The organism is Shewanella sp. KJ2020 (assembly GCF_024197625.1).
In the GTDB taxonomy this organism is placed as follows: domain Bacteria; phylum Pseudomonadota; class Gammaproteobacteria; order Enterobacterales; family Shewanellaceae; genus Shewanella.
This window is the reverse complement of record NZ_JAKUKD010000030.1, coordinates 19,762-38,437: the sequence shown is the minus strand read 5'-3', so window position 1 is coordinate 38,437 and position 18,676 is coordinate 19,762. Positions and strand designations below refer to the sequence as shown.

Here is an 18,676-nt window from a genome sequence, read left to right as displayed (position 1 = left end):
GAGTCTATGAGCACAAAAGCTGTGAACTCAAAAGCCCAAGCTAACATGCAGGGCGAGCATGCCGCCGCCATTGCTGAACTCGGCTGGTTTGGTGCACATAAATATTTGCTGCTACGGCGCACTGTGCAACTAGGCCTTTTAGGCTTATTTGCACTGGGGCCGCTGCTGGGGATTTGGCTCTTTAAAGGTAATTTATCGGCCAGCTTACTGCTCGACACTATTCCCTTTGCCGATCCACTGGCGAGCATGCAATTGCTGTTAACAGGACATATTCCAGAACTCAGTCTATTAATCGGCGCGGGCCTAGTGACAGCGTTTTATGCCCTAGCCGGTGGCCGTGTTTTCTGCAGTTGGGTGTGTCCAGTTAATCTCGTCACCGACATGGCAAGCTGGCTCAGACGTAAACTCAAGCTTCCTCGCACCAGCGAGTTACCGCGCAATTTACGTTACTACCTGTTAGCTCTTGTGCTGTTATTGCCACTGCTCACGGGCAGCTTGATTTGGGAATGGATTAATCCCGTGCCCTTAGTCTATCGCGCCGTGCTATTTGGCAGTCTTAGTGGTTTATGGATCTTAGCGGCAATATTTCTGCTGGATCTATTTATCGCCGAGCGCGCTTGGTGTGGTCATCTGTGCCCAACGGGCGCCCTATTTGGCTTAGTTGGCAAATGGAGTCCCATCAAGATAGTCGCCAGCAAGGCCAGTGCCTGTGACAACTGCATGGACTGTTTTGCGGTTTGCCCCGAAAGACAAGTACTAAAACCAGCACTCAAGGGGGCGAATCCCATCATCCTAAGCCCAGATTGCACCCAGTGCGGACGCTGTATCGATGTTTGCGCTAAACGCGTATTTCGCTATCAAACCCGCTTTACGGCCACTCAGACTCAACTAAATACAGGTGACTCGACTAATAGTCAGCCACCATCTAACTCTTCACCAATTCGTCAACACATTGCCCCCAAGGCGGAGAATGACCAATGAAAAAAATACTCACCTCAGCCGCGATTGTATTAGCCATCGGCGGCTGCTCAGGCCAACAAGCTGACACACAGGCAGCACCTGTAAATATCAAATCCCTCGCGGGTGATAGCGCAATAACCGATATCCGCCCAGCCGATGCTATGCCAGTGTATCCAAGTCGTGGAACCGCATTAGCGCGTAGCTTTAGCGATCAACCGCCACTTATCCCCCATAAGGACGATTACAAAATCACCTTAGATAAAAATGGCTGCTTAACTTGCCATAGTTGGGATAAAGCCAAACGCATGAAGGCAACCCCAGTGGCTCAATCCCATGTGCTTGATGATAAAGGCACTGTTAAGGGTCATAACTATTTCTGTACCCAGTGCCACGTAGCACAGGCGGAAAACAAGACGCCCTTAGTCGAGAATAAATTCTCAAACCAATAAACTCTACTCCCCTGCCCGCAAAGCCACTGCTCACCCAGTGGCTTTTTACTTTTTAAGTATTGCTAACTGCCCCTTGAACAATAAGCATTGAAAAATGAGCCTTGAAGAATAAGCGGCATCTGGGCGTAAAGCGCTGGGAAAATGTGAGAGTCAGGAAGCAAAAATAAGATGGGGAAAAAACGCGTAGAAATCGAAGAAGGCTTAAAAGTAGAAACCCAGCCTAGGCTGGGTTTACTTGTTGTTTTGCTTTGTGCAAACCACCCGCTGGAGCCGTTTGTGTCGCTTGCGCCGCTTTAGCTTTTTGCACTTCCTTTGCAACAGGCATAGCCGCCTGCCACAAAGCACCTACCCATAAACTTGACATTGACTTCATTGGTAAATCTCCTGTTCTGTTAACAAGCTCAAAGTAATACTTAGGCCATCATCAGTAAAATGAATTAACGCCATACAATGGATTCCATTTAAGCATGAATATTCCAATCAAGACCTTGCAGTGTTTTCTGACCCTAGTGGAGACAGAAAACTTTACCCGCGCCGCCCAAAAATGTTTTATCACTCAGCCGACGCTGAGCAAGATCATCCAAAGGCTAGAGGAGAGCCTAGGGGAGACATTACTTATTCGGAATAATCAAAAGGTTGAACTAACCCAAGCGGGCCAGATATTTGAGCACAGCGCCCGGGAGATTTTGGGCCAATGGCATAGATTGCAAGAGGATATGAGTAACCTGAGTGGCCTTAAAACCGGCAGATTAAGATTAGGTGTATGCCCTATGATGAGCAGCCTGATTATCGGCCTACTTACCAGCTTCCGTAAGCGCTACCCAGGCATCGAACTGCAGATGTATGAATATGGCGGCTTTGGCTGTGAGCAGGCGCTGCTGAATAACAGTTTAGATATCGCCTTTACCGCACTGCCAACAACCCATGAAACTGAGCTAGTCAATCAACCTCTAACGAAGTATCCATTACTCGCTTGTTTGCCTGAGGGACATCCCCTAGCCGATAAGCCCCAGATCCAATGGCAGGATTTTGAGCCCTATCCTTTTATCCTCTATAACGAAGATTTCTCCCTCGCTAAACTGATAAACCGCCTAAGCCGTAAAGCAGGGGTGCAACTCAATATTGCCTTTCGTAGCGGTCAGTGGGACTTTCTAGCGGCTATGGTGGAGGCCGACATGGGCGTCGCGATTCTACCAGAGCCGATATGCCATAGATTAAGCACCAGTAAACTCGTCTTCAAACCAATGCAACCCGCGTTGACTTGGGATTTAGCACTGATTTGGCGCCAGAGTTTACCCTTAACCCCCGCGGCCAATGCCTTGCTGGAATTAAGTAAACAAAAAGCGTAAATGGTGAATTCTTGAACCGTCTACCGTCTACCGTCTACCGTCTACCGTCTACCGTCTACCGTCTACCAGAATGTATCGCCCATAAAAAAACCGCTGCTAGCCTAGGGCTTAGCAGCGGTCTCTATTGGTGTTGAGTTAAGAATTACTTCTTAGCTTCAGCAGCTTTACGCTCTTTAACTTGCTCAACAACTTTTTCAGATACGCTGTTTGGACATGGCGTGTAGTGTGAGAACTCCATAGAGAACTGACCACGACCAGAAGTCATTGTACGTAGTGAACCGATGTAACCGAACATTTCTGATAACGGTACGTCAGCCTTGATACGAACACCAGTCACACCAGCGATTTGGTCTTTGATCATACCGCGACGACGGTTTAAGTCACCGATCACGTCACCCACGTTGTCTTCTGGGCTGAACACGTCAACTTTCATGATTGGCTCAAGAAGTTGTGGCTTAGCTTTAGCGATAGACTGACGGAATGCCGCTTTAGCAGCGATTTCGAACGCGATAGCTGATGAGTCAACTGCGTGGTAAGCACCGTCAGTTAATTCGAACTCTACGTCTAACACTGGGAAGCCAGCGATAGTACCAGTGTTCATCATGCTCGCGAAACCTTTCTCAACTGCAGGCCAGAATTCCTTAGGAACGCTACCACCCACAACTGAAGATTTGAATACGAAACCAGAGTTTGGCTCACCAGGACGGATGATGTATTCAATCTTACCGAATTGACCAGAACCACCAGATTGTTTCTTGTGGGTGTATTGGTCTTCAACCATTTGAGTGATTGTTTCACGGTAGGCCACTTGTGGCTCACCTACGATCAGCTCAACACCGTAAGTACGTTTCAGGATGTCTACTTTAATATCTAAGTGAAGTTCACCCATACCTTTAAGGATGGTTTCACCAGAATCTTCGTCGGTTTCTACGCGGAAAGATGGATCTTCAGCGATCATCTTACCGATAGCGATAGCCATCTTCTCGCTGCCGCCTTTATCTTTTGGCGCTACTGCGATAGAGATAACTGGCTCTGGGAACACCATGGCCTCTAATGTACATGGGTGCTTAACATCACACAGAGTGTGACCAGTTTGCACGTTCTTCATGCCCACGATAGCGATAATATCACCAGCTTCAGCTGATTCAATTTCGATGCGGTCGTTTGCGTGCATTTCGCACATACGGCCGATACGTTCAGTCTTACCAGTTGCACTGTTAAGAATGGTATCGCCTTTCTTCAAACGGCCAGAATAAATACGTACGAAAGTCAGAGCACCGAAACGGTCGTCCATGATTTTGAACGCTAACGCTTTTAATGGCTCATCGGCAGAAACGATAGCGTGTTCGCCAGTTTCGTTACCTTCTTCGTCAGTTAAAGGCTGTGGATCAACTTCGTTTGGCGCTGGTAAGTAATCAACAACAGCGTCAAGAACCAGTTGCATACCTTTGTTCTTGAACGCAGAACCACAGTATGTTGGGAAGAATGCCATAGTACGAGTACCCGCACGGATACAACGCTTCAGGTCTTCAATAGATGGCTCTTCGCCTTCCATGTAAGCTTCCATCAGAGCGTCATCTTGCTCAACGGCAGATTCGATCAGCATTTCACGGTATTCTTCAACTTGATCAACCATGTCAGCTGGAACGTCAGTCACAACGAAGTTTTCTGGAATACCAGAATCATCCCATATGTAAGCTTTACGGGTTAATAGGTCAACAACACCTTTAAACTCGTCTTCGATACCGATAGGCAGAACCATAACAATTGGGTTCGCAGCTAAAACGTCTTTAGTTTGCTTAACAACGCGTAGGAAGTCAGCACCCATACGGTCTAACTTGTTTACGAAGATGATACGAGCAACTTCAGATTCGTTAGCATAGCGCCAGTTAGTTTCTGATTGAGGCTCAACACCACCAGAACCACAGAATACGCCGATACCACCGTCAAGCACCTTCAGAGAACGGTAAACTTCAACTGTGAAGTCAACGTGCCCAGGGGTGTCAATAACGTTGAAACGGTGATCTTTCCAGAAGCAACTTACGGCAGCAGACTGAATGGTAATACCACGCTCAGCTTCCTGAACCATGAAGTCTGTTGTTGATTCACCATCGTGAACTTCACCTAACTTATGGATTTTACCGGTTAGCTTGAGGATACGCTCGGTGGTCGTGGTTTTACCCGCGTCAACGTGAGCGAAGATACCAATGTTTCTGTATTTGGATAATTCGGTCATGATTCAACTTTAATGATTAGTTTAAGAAGTAGACGGAGTATGCGACAAACAACCGACACACCGCACATCAGATTATTTTAGGCGCATATTGTAAATTGGAACCTAGCTCTGCGCAAATGGCTCTTGCACTTTTTCACAATAAAGTGGCGGTAAAATTGAAAAATATTCGAAGAAAAACATATAAAAACAACCAAGTAAAATACTTTAGCTTAAATTTCAAACAATTGATAAAAACCTTAGAAAATAGTGGATTTCAAATAATATTGACGTTTTTCCCATCTTTTATCGCCTACGGGTGCACTAAAACAACAGCCAATGCCCCCTACCCGCTACGACAACGATAACCAATTAACACTAAACTCGGGTCAATTAATCGGATAAATGCGGGTTCACTTAATTAAAATGACCCATGTCGATGCAATACCCAAGCAACCCGAAGATACGAGTTTCAAGCTTGTTTGGGTATAAAGCACAGATTGCCGTTAAATTTTCAAAGGTTAGAGCACTTCATCGACACAAACTCGATCTCTGCCTTGTAGTTTAGCTTGGTATAATGCCCTGTCGGCTCGCTCGAAACAGGATTGCATCGGCTCATTTTCCATCAGCTTTGCTATGCCAAAACTGCAAGTTAAACGTACGCCATCACTAAATTCATGCTCCCTTATCGTCCCTGCAATCCTTTGACATAACGATTCAACCAAGGGGATAGAAGATTGATGGCAAAGGATCACAAACTCTTCCCCGCCCCAACGCGCGACCACATCGCTATCACGCACACAGCGTTGCAATAGCACTGAGAGTTCAATAAGAATTTTATCGCCTATAGTGTGCCCATTGGTGTCATTAATTTCTTTAAAATAGTCGATATCCACCATCACTAGGCACATGGCGGGATCTACCTGCTCAGATACCCGATGATCATCCATAAAATATCGATTGAAGTAATGTCGGTTGTAAAGCTTGGTCAGGGGATCGTGGGTCGATAAAAACTCCAGCTCGGTATTCTTCAGCTCAAGTTGCTGATGCAACCTTTCTAGCTGTTGGTTCTTGTCAGTTAATCTATGGTTATACCGACCCATTAAGTAAGTACGTGATCCAAGGATAAAGATTATAAGCAAGGTCGCGGCAATAATTTGGTAAATCAGTAAATAATTGGTTTCATCGATAATAGTGACATTATTCCATTTTCGGTAAATCCCAATCCGTTCCAGTTCATCGACAGCCTCTAGGGCTCGATTGATGATGGGCAACAATGCCTCATTCCCTAAACTGACCCCTATGCGTAATTCATCTTCAGGCCCACCCCAACCAGCAATTTTAAGGCCATTAAACCCCGTTTGCTGGATATAGGCGTTTACGGAATACATTGAACCCACAAACAAATCCGCTCGTTTAGCAAGCACAGCCTCAAGCCCCTCAGGCTCACTATCCACTGTGATAGTCCGAACTTGGGGATAATATTGATGGATATATTCCGCCAATCGATAACCCTTAGGCACTGCTAAAGTACGCCCACCTATATTGTCAAATCCCTGCAAAAATGGTTGTTCTTTCAGCGAAACCAGCACATTCGGTGAGCGGAAATACACCTGACTAAAGTACAAATACTGCTCCCGCGAAGCGGTTTTATTCAGTAATGGAGTCAAGTCACAACGCCCATCCTTCAAGAAAGACAAGGTTTCGCTCCAGGAATGGGTGATCACTAAACGGAATGTTAATGGCGAGTGGGATTGAATGTATTGGATATAGTCGGAGGATATTCCCACATGCTTGCCGTCACGAATGGCCTCGTAGGGCAACCAGTCAGGATCAACGCAATAGCGAACAACCATTTCACTGGTTTCGGTACTTTCCTGTGTCCCCCTTAAATTGGTGAGCTCCAAGTGCTCGGCATATGCCTTCAAAGGTGAAAACAGACACAAGGCTAGCAACCAATACCGACTATTCATCAATATTCTCAAGTAAACGCAAGACTTAGCTGATTTAGATTTAAAAGTGTATATGCGATGCAGGGATAATACCAATCGGCCTCCCAATCGCCTTAACGAGCAGATAAAAAAATACCCGCCAAATTGGCGGGTATTAAATAAGGTTCGGCTAGGTATTTATGCCTCTACTGGTGATACCACAAACAGTAAGTCACCTTGCGACACTTGCTGACCATTGCTGTTCAGGATGCGCTCGATGCGATACTTCTGATCCTCAGGATAGAGTACGGCGCCCTGGCGGTTAAAGCCGGCCAAGTTGACCTGCGAGAACATCTTCATCGCTTCGGTCAGCGCTAAGGTTTGCTCAACGGTAACAATATCGCCTTCTTTCACGAAATCAGGTTCACCCGGTGCAGGCGAGGTATAGAAGATACCCGCGCCTTGGGCTAACACTTTCAGTTCGTTACTTTCACCCACACGTAGGGACTCAGTATCGACACTTACGGTTTCTGCCGCGGCTTCCATTTCTGCGATCAGCGCAGGAATATCAAGCTCAGCCATAAAGCGTGGCAAGTAGTTAGTGTCGTATACGCCTTCCTTGAAGGTGCCATCATTTAAGATGAGCTTCAGTAACGGAATGTTTGTCGCGATACCTTTCAGCACTACGCTATCCAGATAAGCATGTAATTTGGCAATCACATCTTCACGGTTTTCACCGCGCATAATGATTTGCGCAATCAAGCTATCGTAGTATGGCGAGACTTCTTTGCCTGGCGCGGCAATTGAAATAATTTCTACATCCGGATGATCAGGGAACACACATTCAGTGATCTTGCCTGGATTTGGGATCAACTGCAGTATGCCATGGCTATCGAGCGCTGCCTTTTCAGCGGTCACACGCACTTCCATCGCATAGCCAATTTCTTTCGGCTCTAAGTGCTCAATCGAGCGGCCCGCAGCGATATCAAACTGTGCGCTGACGATATCTATGCCCGAGGTCGCTTCAGTCACTGGATGCTCAACCTGCAGACGGGTGTTCATTTCCATGAAGTACACTTCGTTTGCATCTAAGTTATAGATGAACTCGACGGTACCTGCGCCCATGTAGTCAGTCGCATCACCTAGAGCACGGGTATAAGCCAATACCTGCTTTTTAAGCTCCTCTGGCAACATGGTTGAGCCAGATTCTTCAACGACTTTTTGGTTGTTACGTTGTACCGAACAGTCACGCAGACCTAACACTTTGGCGTTGCCAAACTTGTCACGCAGTAATTGCACTTCGATATGACGCAATGAAGTCACATACTTTTCTAAGTACAAGTCGCCGTTACCGAAGGCCGCAGCCGCTTCGGTAGCCGTCTTTTGGAATAATCCAATCATGTCTTCAGGGCGTTTAACGACCTGAATACCTTTACCGCCACCGCCTTGTACCGCTTTAAGCAACACTGGATAGCCAATTTCGCTCGCCACATTCACCGCTTGTTCGGCGTTGGTCAGAATACCGTGTGAACCTGGTACTACTGGCACATTTTGCGCTTGCGATGTCTTAATTGCGTTCGACTTGTTACCCATAGTCGTCATTGAATGCACGCTAGGGCCAACAAAGTTAACACCGTTATTGACACACAAGGCCGCAAATTGTGGGCTCTCGGATAGGAAACCGATACCAGGGTGCAGTGCATCAACTTGCTCGTATTCGGCCACTTTCAGCACTGAGTAGGCGTTCAAGTAACTTTCATCCGAGGTGTTACCACCAAGGCAAACTAACTTGTCGGTGTCTTTCAGCATATCCGCTGGCACTGAAGTCATATCCGGATCCGACGCCACTAATACCACATTGATATTATTATCATGGGCCTTACGGATCAGCTTCACTGCGGTACAACCACGGGCATGAACCAATACTTTGTTGATTGGCTTCATCAGCTTACGAGGATCGCTTTGGACGATCACATCATCTTCAACTGGTGCTTCAACCACGAGTCTCGACAGTGCGTTGATGATAACGTCGTTAATTTTGGCCGTAGGCATTGGCATCAAAGGATCTATGCTCGCCAACTGGCTATCTAAGGTTGTGCTAAATGGGTTATGGACTAAGCCCGCCATCGCACCTGGCACTTTCGACAGGTAGTTAGACAGAGTCGCAGTCGACGGCAAGTAAGCCGGAACCACCATTTGCCCCGCGAATGGCATGTTAGTGCCAGACAGGTAGTAAGTTTGCACTAATGGGTGAGTCACAAAACTCGCCTGCGCACCACCGGTACAATCGCCAAAACCAAACATCAGTACAGGCAATTCGTTATCACGAATAAAGCGCGTGATACGGTCGTTCACTACCGCCATAGAGAAGAGCGCCGCAGCACCTTCTTTAGTCTGCATACCACCTGAACTGATAAAGCACACTACGGGTAGTTTACGTTTAGCACATTCAATCAACAGCGCAGAGAATTTCTCGGCACTCGCCATATCGAATGCACCCGCTTGGAATGCGGTGTTAGACACAGCCACACCCACACGGACTTTTTGACCTTTTTCTTTAAAGTCAGCAATACCTGTGATCAGACCACAAGGACGAATGCCTTTGTCCAATGCATCTTCGATTGAGAGACGGAAACCAGGGAAGTTCAGCAGGTTAGCCGACATTTTGTCGCCATTGATCTCATCGAAGCGAGTAAAGAATTGCTTGATGATATTTTCCCAGGTCATATTGCCGGCACGTTTTTCGTCACGTAGCACTTTTTGGATTAACAGATCCTGATAACCCATGGTCAAACGGTTCCAGAAGTCCTTGCGACGACCGATACGCACAGGGTTGATCGCGCCAGTGTACTTGCTGGTATCGCTTTCGCTGTCAAAATACTCGGGTAACAAACGCTCAAAGAAGTAAGTCAATACCACGAATAAACTGTCGTTAAGTTGCGGGAAACCCACACTCTTCCACTGCTCTACGCGCACCAATAGATCGGCGCGGTTAGATTGACCCATAAAGTATTTGAGCCACTTGTAGAATTTGGCTTTATCATTTGCGGTATCTTGGGTCGACAACGCATGGTCAATCGACTTATGCAGCAAATTGTTTACTGAGTTACGGGAAAGGCTTTTCGACATCATGGCTTCTTTAGCAATTGACGCTAAGCTGCCGACGACGTTGTCGTACAAGGCATTAAAAATCAGGATGTTATGGCATTGCCAAATAAAGTCTTCACGCAGTTCTTCATTGACTACTACATCGAGCACTGTCAGCTGGTTTAGCTCAGGCCATTTAGCTTGAGTGACTGACTTTGGCAGATTTTCTAAGTGCTGAATAAGCCCTTTGAAGTTGTTTGCCGCATTGCTCTTCCAGCGGTGATACAGAGACCAACCAATGTTAAATAACAAGGCCTTACGCGCTTTTTTATAGTTTTCTTTCGGTTCACCCAAAATCAAACGAGTCAACATATTACGCTCGGTCGATACCTCATCACGCTTAGTAACAAAGTTAGCCCACAGCTTGTTTAAGTCTTCGTCGTAAACCAATTTATCTGGGCTTGATAACCAAGCTTGGAATACGCGGTCCTGTTCCTGTTGGATACGTGCTAACAAGTCGCCTTCTGGCACACTCGCACGGGACAGACGACCATACTGCTCCTGGGAAATCGAATGGATACGGCTACGAAGTGTTAAATAACGCAGGTAACGGTAGGCACTACCAAACAGGTTTAGATGCATGGTTGGGCTGCTGGCTACGGCCAATTCAGCGTTCAATTCCAAGGCCATCAGATTCTTCGATGGATTGAGGAAACGCGCCAAACTACGGTCATAGTGCTCACGTAAATCACTCGATTCACGCACAAAATTCATTGCGGCACGTTCAACGGCTTCGATACTACTGATAATGGCGCGGCGTAAATTGTGTTGACGCTCATCACGATCACTCGGTGAAAAGTCAATAATGCCGTCGATACAACCCGAGGTATAAAGCTCTTCTGGCGATACACCCACCGATTTAGCACATTCTTGCCAGGATAAATTGTATTTACGGGCAATACTTTGCAGACCCTGTGGCTGAATCGTGTTGAAAATACCATCACGCAGTGACAACAGAATATTGGCTGCGGCTAATGGAATCGCGCCGCCAGAGTAACCGGCACCGATAACGATACCGACTGTCGGTACGTCAACGTTGGCGCTTTCTGCGATGGCTTTAGAAATAGAATGGGCTTGGTTTTGGCTGTTGGCGATTTCGCCCGCATCCGCCCCTGGGGTGTCAATTAAATAGATAATTGGCATAGACAATTCGGCAAAATGACGAATCGCCTTACAGGCGGCGTAGTGATGCTCAGGCATCCAAGCACCGTTTGCAGTAGTGCGCTCTTGGGCGATAAAACCAACACGACGAGTGCGCGAACCAAAGTTCAACTCAATCTCAGCACTATAAAAAGAGCCCAAGTGAGTTTCAGTAATCAAACGGCCCTTAAGATCGGCGATGATACGCTTAGCACCCGGACGACCTTTATCTTGGGTCGGCTGGATCACTTTCGCAACGTAACCATCGACATCTAAAGATGCCAAGTCTTTCAAGTTTGCCTGAATGGCATCCTCGCTTAAAAGACCTTTAATTTCATCTGATAAGCTCTGTTTACTGTGTTTAGGAAACAGAGAAAAATCCTTTGCCAAATGCTCGGCTTGTAAAAAAAGTGGATCGGGCGTTTGGGCTTGAGTCATGTGTGTGGGCTGATTATTGCTGGTCATCAAAAGATCCTCTGCTTAGCCTCTGAAAATTTTTAGCCAATAAATATAACTTTGTTATCCCGTCAAATGCCATTAAACTGCATAAGACGCTTTGTTCCAAATATGAGACAGTGGGAAAAACATGCCAGATTTAAACGGTATGATGCTATTTGCAGCCGTAGTGAGAGCGAAGGGATTCTCCCAAGCTGCACGTGAAACAGGCCACCCAAAATCCACCATCAGTCGCAAAATCGCGCAGCTTGAAGAACAACTTGGCGTGCGATTATTACAGCGCGACACCCGCAACTTAAGTTTGACTCAAGTCGGGGCACTCTTTTATCAACACTGTGATTCCATTCGCAATGAGGTGGAAGCGGCCAAGGCTGTTATCGAGAATACTCACGATGATGTGTCAGGGTCATTACGGATTGCGATCCCTGTGTCATTTAGCCAAGAATTAATCGCTAACCTCTGTAGCGGATTTATGCGTTTATATCCCAATGTGGAATTAGATGTCCAGTTTACCGACAACGATATAGGTTTGGTGGGTGAAGGATATGACATAGCTATCAAATATGGCCCACTGCAATCCTCTGATCTCGTCGCCCGCTTACTGTTTGAACGTCAACCTATTCTAGTGGCAAGTCCGGGGTATTTAAAACTCAGGGGCACCCCTGCTACGCCGCAGGAACTCAGTCAACACAGTGGCATTTTATTAGGCACCTCGCGCTCGGCACCTATCTGGCCCTTAGGTAAGGGAACCCGTAAAACCATGGTTAACTTTCAGCGTAAAGTGCGGGTCAATAGCCCCGTCATGGTAAAACAGCTCGCCATTGATGACTTTGGCATCGCCATGCTGTCAAATTCTGCCTGTAAGAATGAGCTCGCCAATGGACAGCTGGTCCCTATTTTACAGGAATGGCCAATCGAGCCCTTTAAGGTCTACGGTGTGTATTCCAGCCGTCGCCAACTCGCCACTAATATCAGCGTGTTTTTGGACTTTTTTGTAAAACGTTTTAGCAGCCAAGAAAGCCTGCAATCGTTAATGGGTTAACATTTTTCCCTTAGATAGCAAAAGCCTAGCTTTATCCGCTAGGCTTTATTGTTTGAACTACTGGATATAATCCTTGCAGCTAAGGGATAATTTTTTCCTGTTTCAATACGGCCTTAGTGATGGCTTGACGTAATGACAAATCATCCGCCGATGGCATATCGATATTCATTGCAAAAAACCACACATTATCATCGAGTTCTACCCAACCGACCCACCAGCCAATTTTAGGCTCAATTCTGGTCGAGTATCCGGTTTTGGCTCGGATAATATAGTCGCCATTCGCTTCGGTCAGCATGGCCTGTTTAACGATACGTTGACTGCGCTCAGACACATGCAGTTTGTTGTGATACAGCTTACGCAAAAATTCGATTTGCTCAGTGGCAGAGATCCGTATATTACCATCTAACCAAAAGCTGTCTAAGTTTCCCGAAATATCCTCATTACCATAATCGAAGGCATCAAGCATTTTGCCCATGCGAGCTTCGCCGATTTGACGAGCAAAATCTTGATAGATGGGCACGACCGAATACTTCATCGCGGTAATCAAGTCATGGTCGCGGTTCCAAGCGGCAATATCGCGGTTTTTACCATCCCATTTAAAGACTTGGTGCTCATTCTTAACAACCCCAAGATCGAGGGCAATCAAACTGTTGGGGATCTTAAAGGTCGATGCGGGTAAATAGCTATGGTTGGCACGTTTAAGATTATTGCTAAACCCTTGCTGCGTATTTTCGTTCCATAACACCACTACGCCCTGGACTGGTTTTGGCAGAGCTTGTTGTGACATAGCTTGCTCGGATTGAGTATGCTGCTGAGTAAAAATGGCATCCCAAGCACGGGTTTCTTGCCACTCCTTCTTAGCCGCAGTAGAGGCAAAAGCTGGGGCGACCAAGATAGCAGACGCCACCAGCGCAGCTGATATAGCGAACAAACGCATAAATTCTCCTTGTCGAAACACAAAAATCCAATGAACTAAAAAAGTGATTAAGGCTATCACTTAGCGTTTTTCCCTTCCCTAGCAAACTGCTGACCAATTGTGGCAAAAAAGAGGCAAGCAAGTTCTGTTATCGATGGACTGATGCCAGCTTGGTACGCTTTGGTATAGAAGATATGGATATAAGATGATGAAGATCACTGAGGTTAACTTTATTCCCCCTAGCTTGTGGTGCATACTTTTTAGCATAAGAGCCCTTCGCAGGATGAGCTAGCCATTTTTTGAACGAAGAACTTTCAATTAAGAACTTTCAACGCACAACATAGAATAACTACAGGGAAATCAAAAATGTTGAAGCCAGTATTAACACTCATCCTCGCCAGCAGCTTAATCAATACAGCCAGTGCCATCCCCTTATTAGGAGATGTGGAAGTGTCCCGCCTACCGACCGCCGAACAAACCTTGGGTGAAGTGGTAACACGCTATCAAGCCTTAAATGAAGGTTTAGCTCAACAGTTAACGGCACAGAAGAACGAAGTCGACGCCACCCAATTAGCGGCGCGCCAAGGCCATAGACTATGGCAACAGGCAGTGCGCGATGTGCAGTCGGGCCACTTTGACGACCGACCTTTATATTGGGCGCGTCTTTCGATGTTAAATAGCCTAAAAACCACCAGTGCCAGCTTTAACATGGCCGACTGGCAACAGGATATTTTGGCTCGCGCGGTTGAAAAGGCCTCACGGGGTTTTAGTGATATTCAATACGGTGATGATGTCCAAATCAAAATCTTCCTCACGGGTTTCGATCCCTTCTTCCTCGACAAAGATATCAGCCAGAGCAATCCTTCCGGCTTAGTCGCCCTCGCCTTAGATGGTTTCCGCTTTGATGTGAATGGTAAAACGGCGCAAATCGAAACCGCTATGGTGCCAGTGCGTTTTGAGGATTTTGATCAAGGGCTTATCGAATCGCTACTGAGCCCAATTTACCGCGATCCTAAAACCCAATTTGTATTTACCGTCAGCATGGGCCGCACTGACTTTGATATCGAACGCTTTCCAGGACTCAATCGCAGCGCAGCGGCACCCGATAACCAAAACGAGCTCACCGGCGGCACTAAAACCGCACCCGTTGCCCCAAAGCTTAATGGTAAAGATTTTATCGGCCCTGAGTTTGTGGAATTTTCATTGCCCGTCGCTGCCATGCAAGTGAAAGACAGCCAATGGCAAGTCAATGATAACCATACGGTCACCACCCTTGCTCGCGGCGAATTTAGCGCGACGTCATTAAACGAGCTGCAAAACGAAACCTCAGTCGAAGGCTCTGGCGGCGGTTATCTCTCTAATGAAATTTCCTATCGCGCCATAGTGTTGCAGCAAAAGTTTAATAGTTCAGCTAAGGTCGGCCATATTCACACCCCAAGGGTCAAAGGCTATGACGCAGATACCGAACAAGCGATAGTCGAACAAGTGCGCACTATGGTGATGCAAGCCGCGGCGAGTTTATAACCCAGCCACACTGGCTGAAACTGGCCGAAACTAGCAATGTCAGATAGCGTTCGCTATGATGCGAACGCTTAGGATTGGCTTAATCACCGATAAGTTTTAAGCACGCAATTTTTACTTTAACCGACGAGATCCAAAGCTCACCCTATGCTGAAACCCGCTGACTTACTCAATGCCTTACGCCGTCGCAGCAGTGAAGCCCTTGCCCCACTGACAAAATCGACATATGCAGCCTTAAGCCAAAGCCAAGATGAGTCGCAGGTGATAACGAGCCCACTAGCACCAAAAGCGGCACAGGCGCATATTTTTACCGGTTCATCGCGCCCACTCTCGTCACTGCAATTACAAGTGCTCGATCGAATTGAAGCCTGCTATCAAGAGGCAGAGGCATACCTCAAACGCAATTTCCCAAGGCCAGTGACGCAATTTAGCCTAAGGGGCAAGAGCGCGGGTACGGCGCATTTGCAGCAGAATCGCCTGCGATTCAATCCAGTGTTACTACGGGAAAACAGCGAAGCTTTTCTGGCTGAGGTCGTGCCCCACGAAATTTGTCATTTACTGTGTTTTCAGCTTTTTGGCAAAACCAAACCCCACGGTAAAGAATGGCAATCTTTGATGCTAACGGTATTTAAGGTCAATCCCAGTACCACCCACAGCTTCAATACCGCATCGGTTGCGGGTAAAGATGTTGAGTATCGCTGCGCCTGTGGACCCATACGCCTGAGTATTCGTCGCCATAATAAGGTGTTGCGTGGTGAAAGCCGTTATCTCTGTAAACGCTGTAAGACCCATTTAACGGCGGCTTAGTTTAATCGAGATATAAACACGCGTTAGCAAGAATCCCTCAACCTAAGTACGACTCAATTTGCATAAGCAACGGCATTTCCCTTAACATCACAGCATAAAAGACGGGCCAAAGGCTCGCGTAGTGTTTGTTATTTTGGGATAAATCTTGAACAAAGCTTCTTTAACCGTTAATTCACGGCGCCTCTTGCTGTGCCTAATCACTTGGGCGGCAACCTTATCTGTGCCAGCTGGCGCCTCAGCGTCACATCCCAGCAGTTTTAGCCAAGCGAAAACCAAGTCGCAGGCGCTCTACGCCGGCAGTCGCCAAGGTACGCTGCCCGCCGTCAGCTTTTACTGTGGTTGCGATATTCAGATCAAAGGCAAATCCTGGAAACCCGATCTCGCCAGCTGCGGTTATCGAGTACGTAAACAGGAAACCCGCGCCAACCGTATTGAATGGGAACACATAGTGCCCGCCTGGGAATTTGGCCATCAACTCCAATGTTGGCAAAAGGGTGGCCGTAAAAACTGCGCCGATAACAGTAATGAATTTAATAAGATGGAAGCTGACATGCACAACTTAGTGCCCGCCATCGGTGAGGTCAACGGCGATCGCAGCAACTTCCGTTTTAGCCAATGGAACGGTAAGGCCGACCAATATGGCCAATGTGCTATGGTTATCGATTTTAAGAATCGTCAGGCACAGCCCCCCGCCAATGCCCGCGGTAAAATAGCCAGAACCTACCTCTATATGCAGCAAACCTATGGACTTAAAATTGCTTCGCAACAATTAAAATTGTTTAAGGCATGGGATAAAAGCTATCCAGTTGATACTATTGAATGCAAACGCGATAACGCCATAGCGCAAACCCAAGGCAACCATAACCCCTTTGTGCAGAATGCCTGCAATGCGCCACCACTGCGTCAACAACTAGCCGAGTAAGGTCGAATGAGAGTCCCAAGAATTTATCAACCTCAGCCATTAGCCATCCATCAACAGCTGAACCTAGACGAAGATGGCGCGGCCCATATCGGCAAAGTGCTGCGTATGGGCAACGGCGAACAGATCAGTCTATTCAATGGCGATGGCAATGATTATCTGGCTGAAATTGTCGATGCGGGTAAAAAGCATGTCACAGTGAAACTGCTTTCCTGTGAGGCGAACCGGTCTGAGTCGCCACTTAACTTGCACTTAGGTCAAGTGATTTCCCGTGGCGATAGAATGGAATTCACCATTCAAAAATCGGTCGAGCTGGGGGTTAATACCATTACGCCGCTGTTTTCCGATCGCTGCGGCGTAAAACTCAACGGCGAACGCCTAGAGAAAAAAATTCAGCAATGGCAGAAAATCGTCATCAGCGCCTGTGAGCAATCGGGCCGCAGCCAAGTGCCAGTGGTTCGCCCGGCGATGGACTTGCACGATTGGTGCAGCGAGCCAACTGAAGCGCTTAAACTTAATCTGCACCCAAGGGCCGCACACGGTATCAATGGCTTAGATTTATCCCATACCCGCGTACGCCTATTAATTGGCCCAGAGGGCGGTTTGTCGGCGGAAGAAATCGCCATGACGGAAACCTATCAATTTACCGATGTATTGCTTGGCCCCAGAGTGCTACGCACCGAAACCGCCTCGCTCACCGCCATTACGGCGCTGCAACTCAGATTTGGTGATTTAGGCTGATCGACACACAACAGCTAATCAATGCATTTTTGCCTGCAAACGGCGACAAATAAGGAACAGATTAATGATAAAACTCGGCATAGTGATGGACCCCATCAGTGAGATCAACATTAAGAAAGACTCCAGTTTTGCCATGTTAATGGCCGCGCAGGAAAGAGGTTATCAGCTGTTTTATATGGAAATGGCCGATCTTGCCATGGTCAATGGCGTGGCGATGGCCAATATGCGTCCGTTAACTGTCATCAATGATGCGAGCAAATGGTTTGAACTCGGCGAAGCGCAAGACACGCCGATGAGCGAACTCGACGTGATCTTAATGCGTAAAGACCCGCCATTCGATACTGAGTTTATCTACGCCACTTACATGCTGGAGCGCGCCGAAGAGCAAGGTGTGTTGATCGTCAACAAGCCGCAAAGCCTACGTGATGCTAACGAAAAACTGTTCACCGCATGGTTTAGCGAATTCACCCCAGAAACGATCGTCACCCGCGATGCCAAACGTATCCGCGCCTTCCACCAAGCTAAGGGCGATATCATTCTTAAGCCACTTGATGGCATGGGCGGCACCTCGATTTTTCGCGTGAAGCAGGATGACCCAAACCTTGGGGTGATCATCGAGACCTTGACCAGCTATGGCCAACAATATGCGATGGCGCAAGCCTTTATCCCTGAAATTACTAAAGGCGATAAACGCATTTTAGTGGTCGATGGCGAGCCTGTGCCCTACGCGCTGGCGCGTATTCCCATGAAAGGCGAAACCCGTGGTAACTTAGCCGCCGGCGGTAGCGGTGTGGCGCAGCCTTTATCCGACAGCGATTGGGCAATTGCCCGCGCCATTGGCCCTGAACTTAAAAAACGTGGACTGATTTTTGTTGGCCTAGATGTGATTGGTGACAAGCTGACTGAGATTAACGTCACCAGCCCAACCTGTATCCGTGAGATCCAAGCGGCATTCGATGTCGACATCACGGGCATGTTAATGGATGCTATCGAAGCACGCATTCAAGCCAAAGCATAAAAATTTACCAGCGAGTTTGTTGATTGTAAGGCGCTTTGAGAACACAAGCGCCCAGCTACTTCTAGGGA

The 18,676-nt window shown here is 47.2% G+C and carries 14 protein-coding genes; 9 read left to right on the top strand and 5 right to left on the bottom strand.

Translation table 11 applies throughout. From position 1 onward, the window contains the following. The first annotated feature begins 6 nt into the window (after nucleotides 1-6). Nucleotides 7-981 (top strand): quinol dehydrogenase ferredoxin subunit NapH, encoded by a 975-nt coding sequence (napH, locus tag MJO46_RS15575; RefSeq protein ID WP_253990106.1) that lies wholly within the window; start codon nucleotides 7-9, stop codon nucleotides 979-981. Continuing rightward, nucleotides 978-1,409, top strand: coding sequence for a nitrate reductase cytochrome c-type subunit NapB (gene napB / locus MJO46_RS15570; RefSeq protein ID WP_253990105.1), 432 nt, complete (start codon nucleotides 978-980; stop codon nucleotides 1,407-1,409). The genes napH and napB overlap by 4 nt, the downstream gene beginning before the upstream one ends. A gap of 220 nt (nucleotides 1,410-1,629) precedes the next feature. Here the strand turns inward: napB and MJO46_RS15565 are convergent, their stop codons facing one another. Continuing rightward, nucleotides 1,630-1,782 carry a hypothetical protein gene (locus MJO46_RS15565; protein WP_253990104.1) on the bottom strand — a complete coding sequence of 51 codons (153 nt, stop codon included), beginning with the start codon at nucleotides 1,780-1,782 and terminating at the stop codon, nucleotides 1,630-1,632. A gap of 94 nt (nucleotides 1,783-1,876) precedes the next feature. Between MJO46_RS15565 and MJO46_RS15560 the strand changes: the two genes are divergently transcribed. Beyond that, a complete protein-coding gene (locus MJO46_RS15560) occupies nucleotides 1,877-2,758 on the top strand; it encodes a LysR family transcriptional regulator (RefSeq protein ID WP_253990103.1) in 882 nt (293 codons plus the stop codon). A gap of 142 nt (nucleotides 2,759-2,900) precedes the next feature. Here MJO46_RS15560 and fusA read toward each other — a convergent pair whose 3' ends face one another. From fusA to MJO46_RS15545, 3 genes are all read right to left on the bottom strand, one after another. Then, a complete protein-coding gene (fusA, locus tag MJO46_RS15555; protein ID WP_253990102.1) occupies nucleotides 2,901-4,994 on the bottom strand; it encodes an elongation factor G in 2,094 nt (697 codons plus the stop codon). Between the two features lie 497 nt (nucleotides 4,995-5,491). Then, on the bottom strand, nucleotides 5,492-6,943 hold the full coding sequence (locus tag MJO46_RS15550; RefSeq protein WP_253990101.1) for a diguanylate cyclase: 1,452 nt from the start codon (nucleotides 6,941-6,943) through the stop codon (nucleotides 5,492-5,494). 156 nt (nucleotides 6,944-7,099) lie between these two features. Continuing rightward, nucleotides 7,100-11,653: a biotin carboxylase N-terminal domain-containing protein gene (locus MJO46_RS15545; RefSeq protein ID WP_253990100.1), complete on the bottom strand. Its 4,554-nt coding sequence runs from the start codon at nucleotides 11,651-11,653 to the stop codon at nucleotides 7,100-7,102. A gap of 121 nt (nucleotides 11,654-11,774) precedes the next feature. On the opposite strand from MJO46_RS15545, the gene MJO46_RS15540 reads away from it, so the two are divergent. Beyond that, nucleotides 11,775-12,686 (top strand): LysR family transcriptional regulator, encoded by a 912-nt coding sequence (locus MJO46_RS15540; RefSeq protein WP_253990099.1) that lies wholly within the window; start codon nucleotides 11,775-11,777, stop codon nucleotides 12,684-12,686. 79 nt (nucleotides 12,687-12,765) lie between these two features. Here the strand turns inward: MJO46_RS15540 and blaOXA are convergent, their stop codons facing one another. Continuing rightward, nucleotides 12,766-13,623, bottom strand: coding sequence for a class D beta-lactamase (gene blaOXA / locus MJO46_RS15535; protein WP_253990098.1), 858 nt, complete (start codon nucleotides 13,621-13,623; stop codon nucleotides 12,766-12,768). Nucleotides 13,624-13,968: 345 nt separating this feature from the next. On the opposite strand from blaOXA, the gene MJO46_RS15530 reads away from it, so the two are divergent. From MJO46_RS15530 to gshB, 5 genes are all read left to right on the top strand, one after another. After that, complete coding sequence (locus MJO46_RS15530) at nucleotides 13,969-15,126, top strand: hypothetical protein (RefSeq protein WP_253990097.1); 1,158 nt, start codon at nucleotides 13,969-13,971, stop codon at nucleotides 15,124-15,126. Nucleotides 15,127-15,270: 144 nt separating this feature from the next. Continuing rightward, nucleotides 15,271-15,930 (top strand): SprT family zinc-dependent metalloprotease, encoded by a 660-nt coding sequence (locus MJO46_RS15525; RefSeq protein WP_253990096.1) that lies wholly within the window; start codon nucleotides 15,271-15,273, stop codon nucleotides 15,928-15,930. A gap of 142 nt (nucleotides 15,931-16,072) precedes the next feature. Next, on the top strand, nucleotides 16,073-16,852 hold the full coding sequence (gene endA / locus MJO46_RS15520) for an endonuclease EndA (RefSeq protein ID WP_253990301.1): 780 nt from the start codon (nucleotides 16,073-16,075) through the stop codon (nucleotides 16,850-16,852). A 6-nt stretch (nucleotides 16,853-16,858) separates the two neighbouring features. Beyond that, nucleotides 16,859-17,590, top strand: a complete 732-nt coding sequence (rsmE, locus tag MJO46_RS15515) for a 16S rRNA (uracil(1498)-N(3))-methyltransferase (protein WP_253990095.1) — start codon at nucleotides 16,859-16,861, stop codon at nucleotides 17,588-17,590. Between the two features lie 64 nt (nucleotides 17,591-17,654). Continuing rightward, complete coding sequence (gene gshB, locus MJO46_RS15510; RefSeq protein WP_253990094.1) at nucleotides 17,655-18,608, top strand: glutathione synthase; 954 nt, start codon at nucleotides 17,655-17,657, stop codon at nucleotides 18,606-18,608. The last annotated feature ends 68 nt before the right edge of the window (nucleotides 18,609-18,676 follow it).

Bases quoted from the DNA above. Each gene is read 5' to 3' on its own strand.
- blaOXA (WP_253990098.1), bottom strand. From the start codon at position 13,623: ATGCGTTTGTTCGCTATATCAGCTGCGCTGGTGGCGTCTGCTATCTTG.
- napH (WP_253990106.1), top strand. From the start codon at position 7: ATGAGCACAAAAGCTGTGAACTCAAAAGCCCAAGCTAACATGCAGGGC.
- MJO46_RS15545 (WP_253990100.1), bottom strand. From the start codon at position 11,653: ATGACCAGCAATAATCAGCCCACACACATGACTCAAGCCCAAACGCCC.
- MJO46_RS15540 (WP_253990099.1), top strand. From the start codon at position 11,775: ATGCCAGATTTAAACGGTATGATGCTATTTGCAGCCGTAGTGAGAGCG.
- fusA (WP_253990102.1), bottom strand. From the start codon at position 4,994: ATGACCGAATTATCCAAATACAGAAACATTGGTATCTTCGCTCACGTT.
- gshB (WP_253990094.1), top strand. From the start codon at position 17,655: ATGATAAAACTCGGCATAGTGATGGACCCCATCAGTGAGATCAACATT.
- MJO46_RS15550 (WP_253990101.1), bottom strand. From the start codon at position 6,943: ATGAATAGTCGGTATTGGTTGCTAGCCTTGTGTCTGTTTTCACCTTTG.
- MJO46_RS15525 (WP_253990096.1), top strand. From the start codon at position 15,271: ATGCTGAAACCCGCTGACTTACTCAATGCCTTACGCCGTCGCAGCAGT.
- rsmE (WP_253990095.1), top strand. From the start codon at position 16,859: ATGAGAGTCCCAAGAATTTATCAACCTCAGCCATTAGCCATCCATCAA.
- MJO46_RS15565 (WP_253990104.1), bottom strand. From the start codon at position 1,782: ATGAAGTCAATGTCAAGTTTATGGGTAGGTGCTTTGTGGCAGGCGGCT.
- napB (WP_253990105.1), top strand. From the start codon at position 978: ATGAAAAAAATACTCACCTCAGCCGCGATTGTATTAGCCATCGGCGGC.
- MJO46_RS15530 (WP_253990097.1), top strand. From the start codon at position 13,969: ATGTTGAAGCCAGTATTAACACTCATCCTCGCCAGCAGCTTAATCAAT.
- MJO46_RS15560 (WP_253990103.1), top strand. From the start codon at position 1,877: ATGAATATTCCAATCAAGACCTTGCAGTGTTTTCTGACCCTAGTGGAG.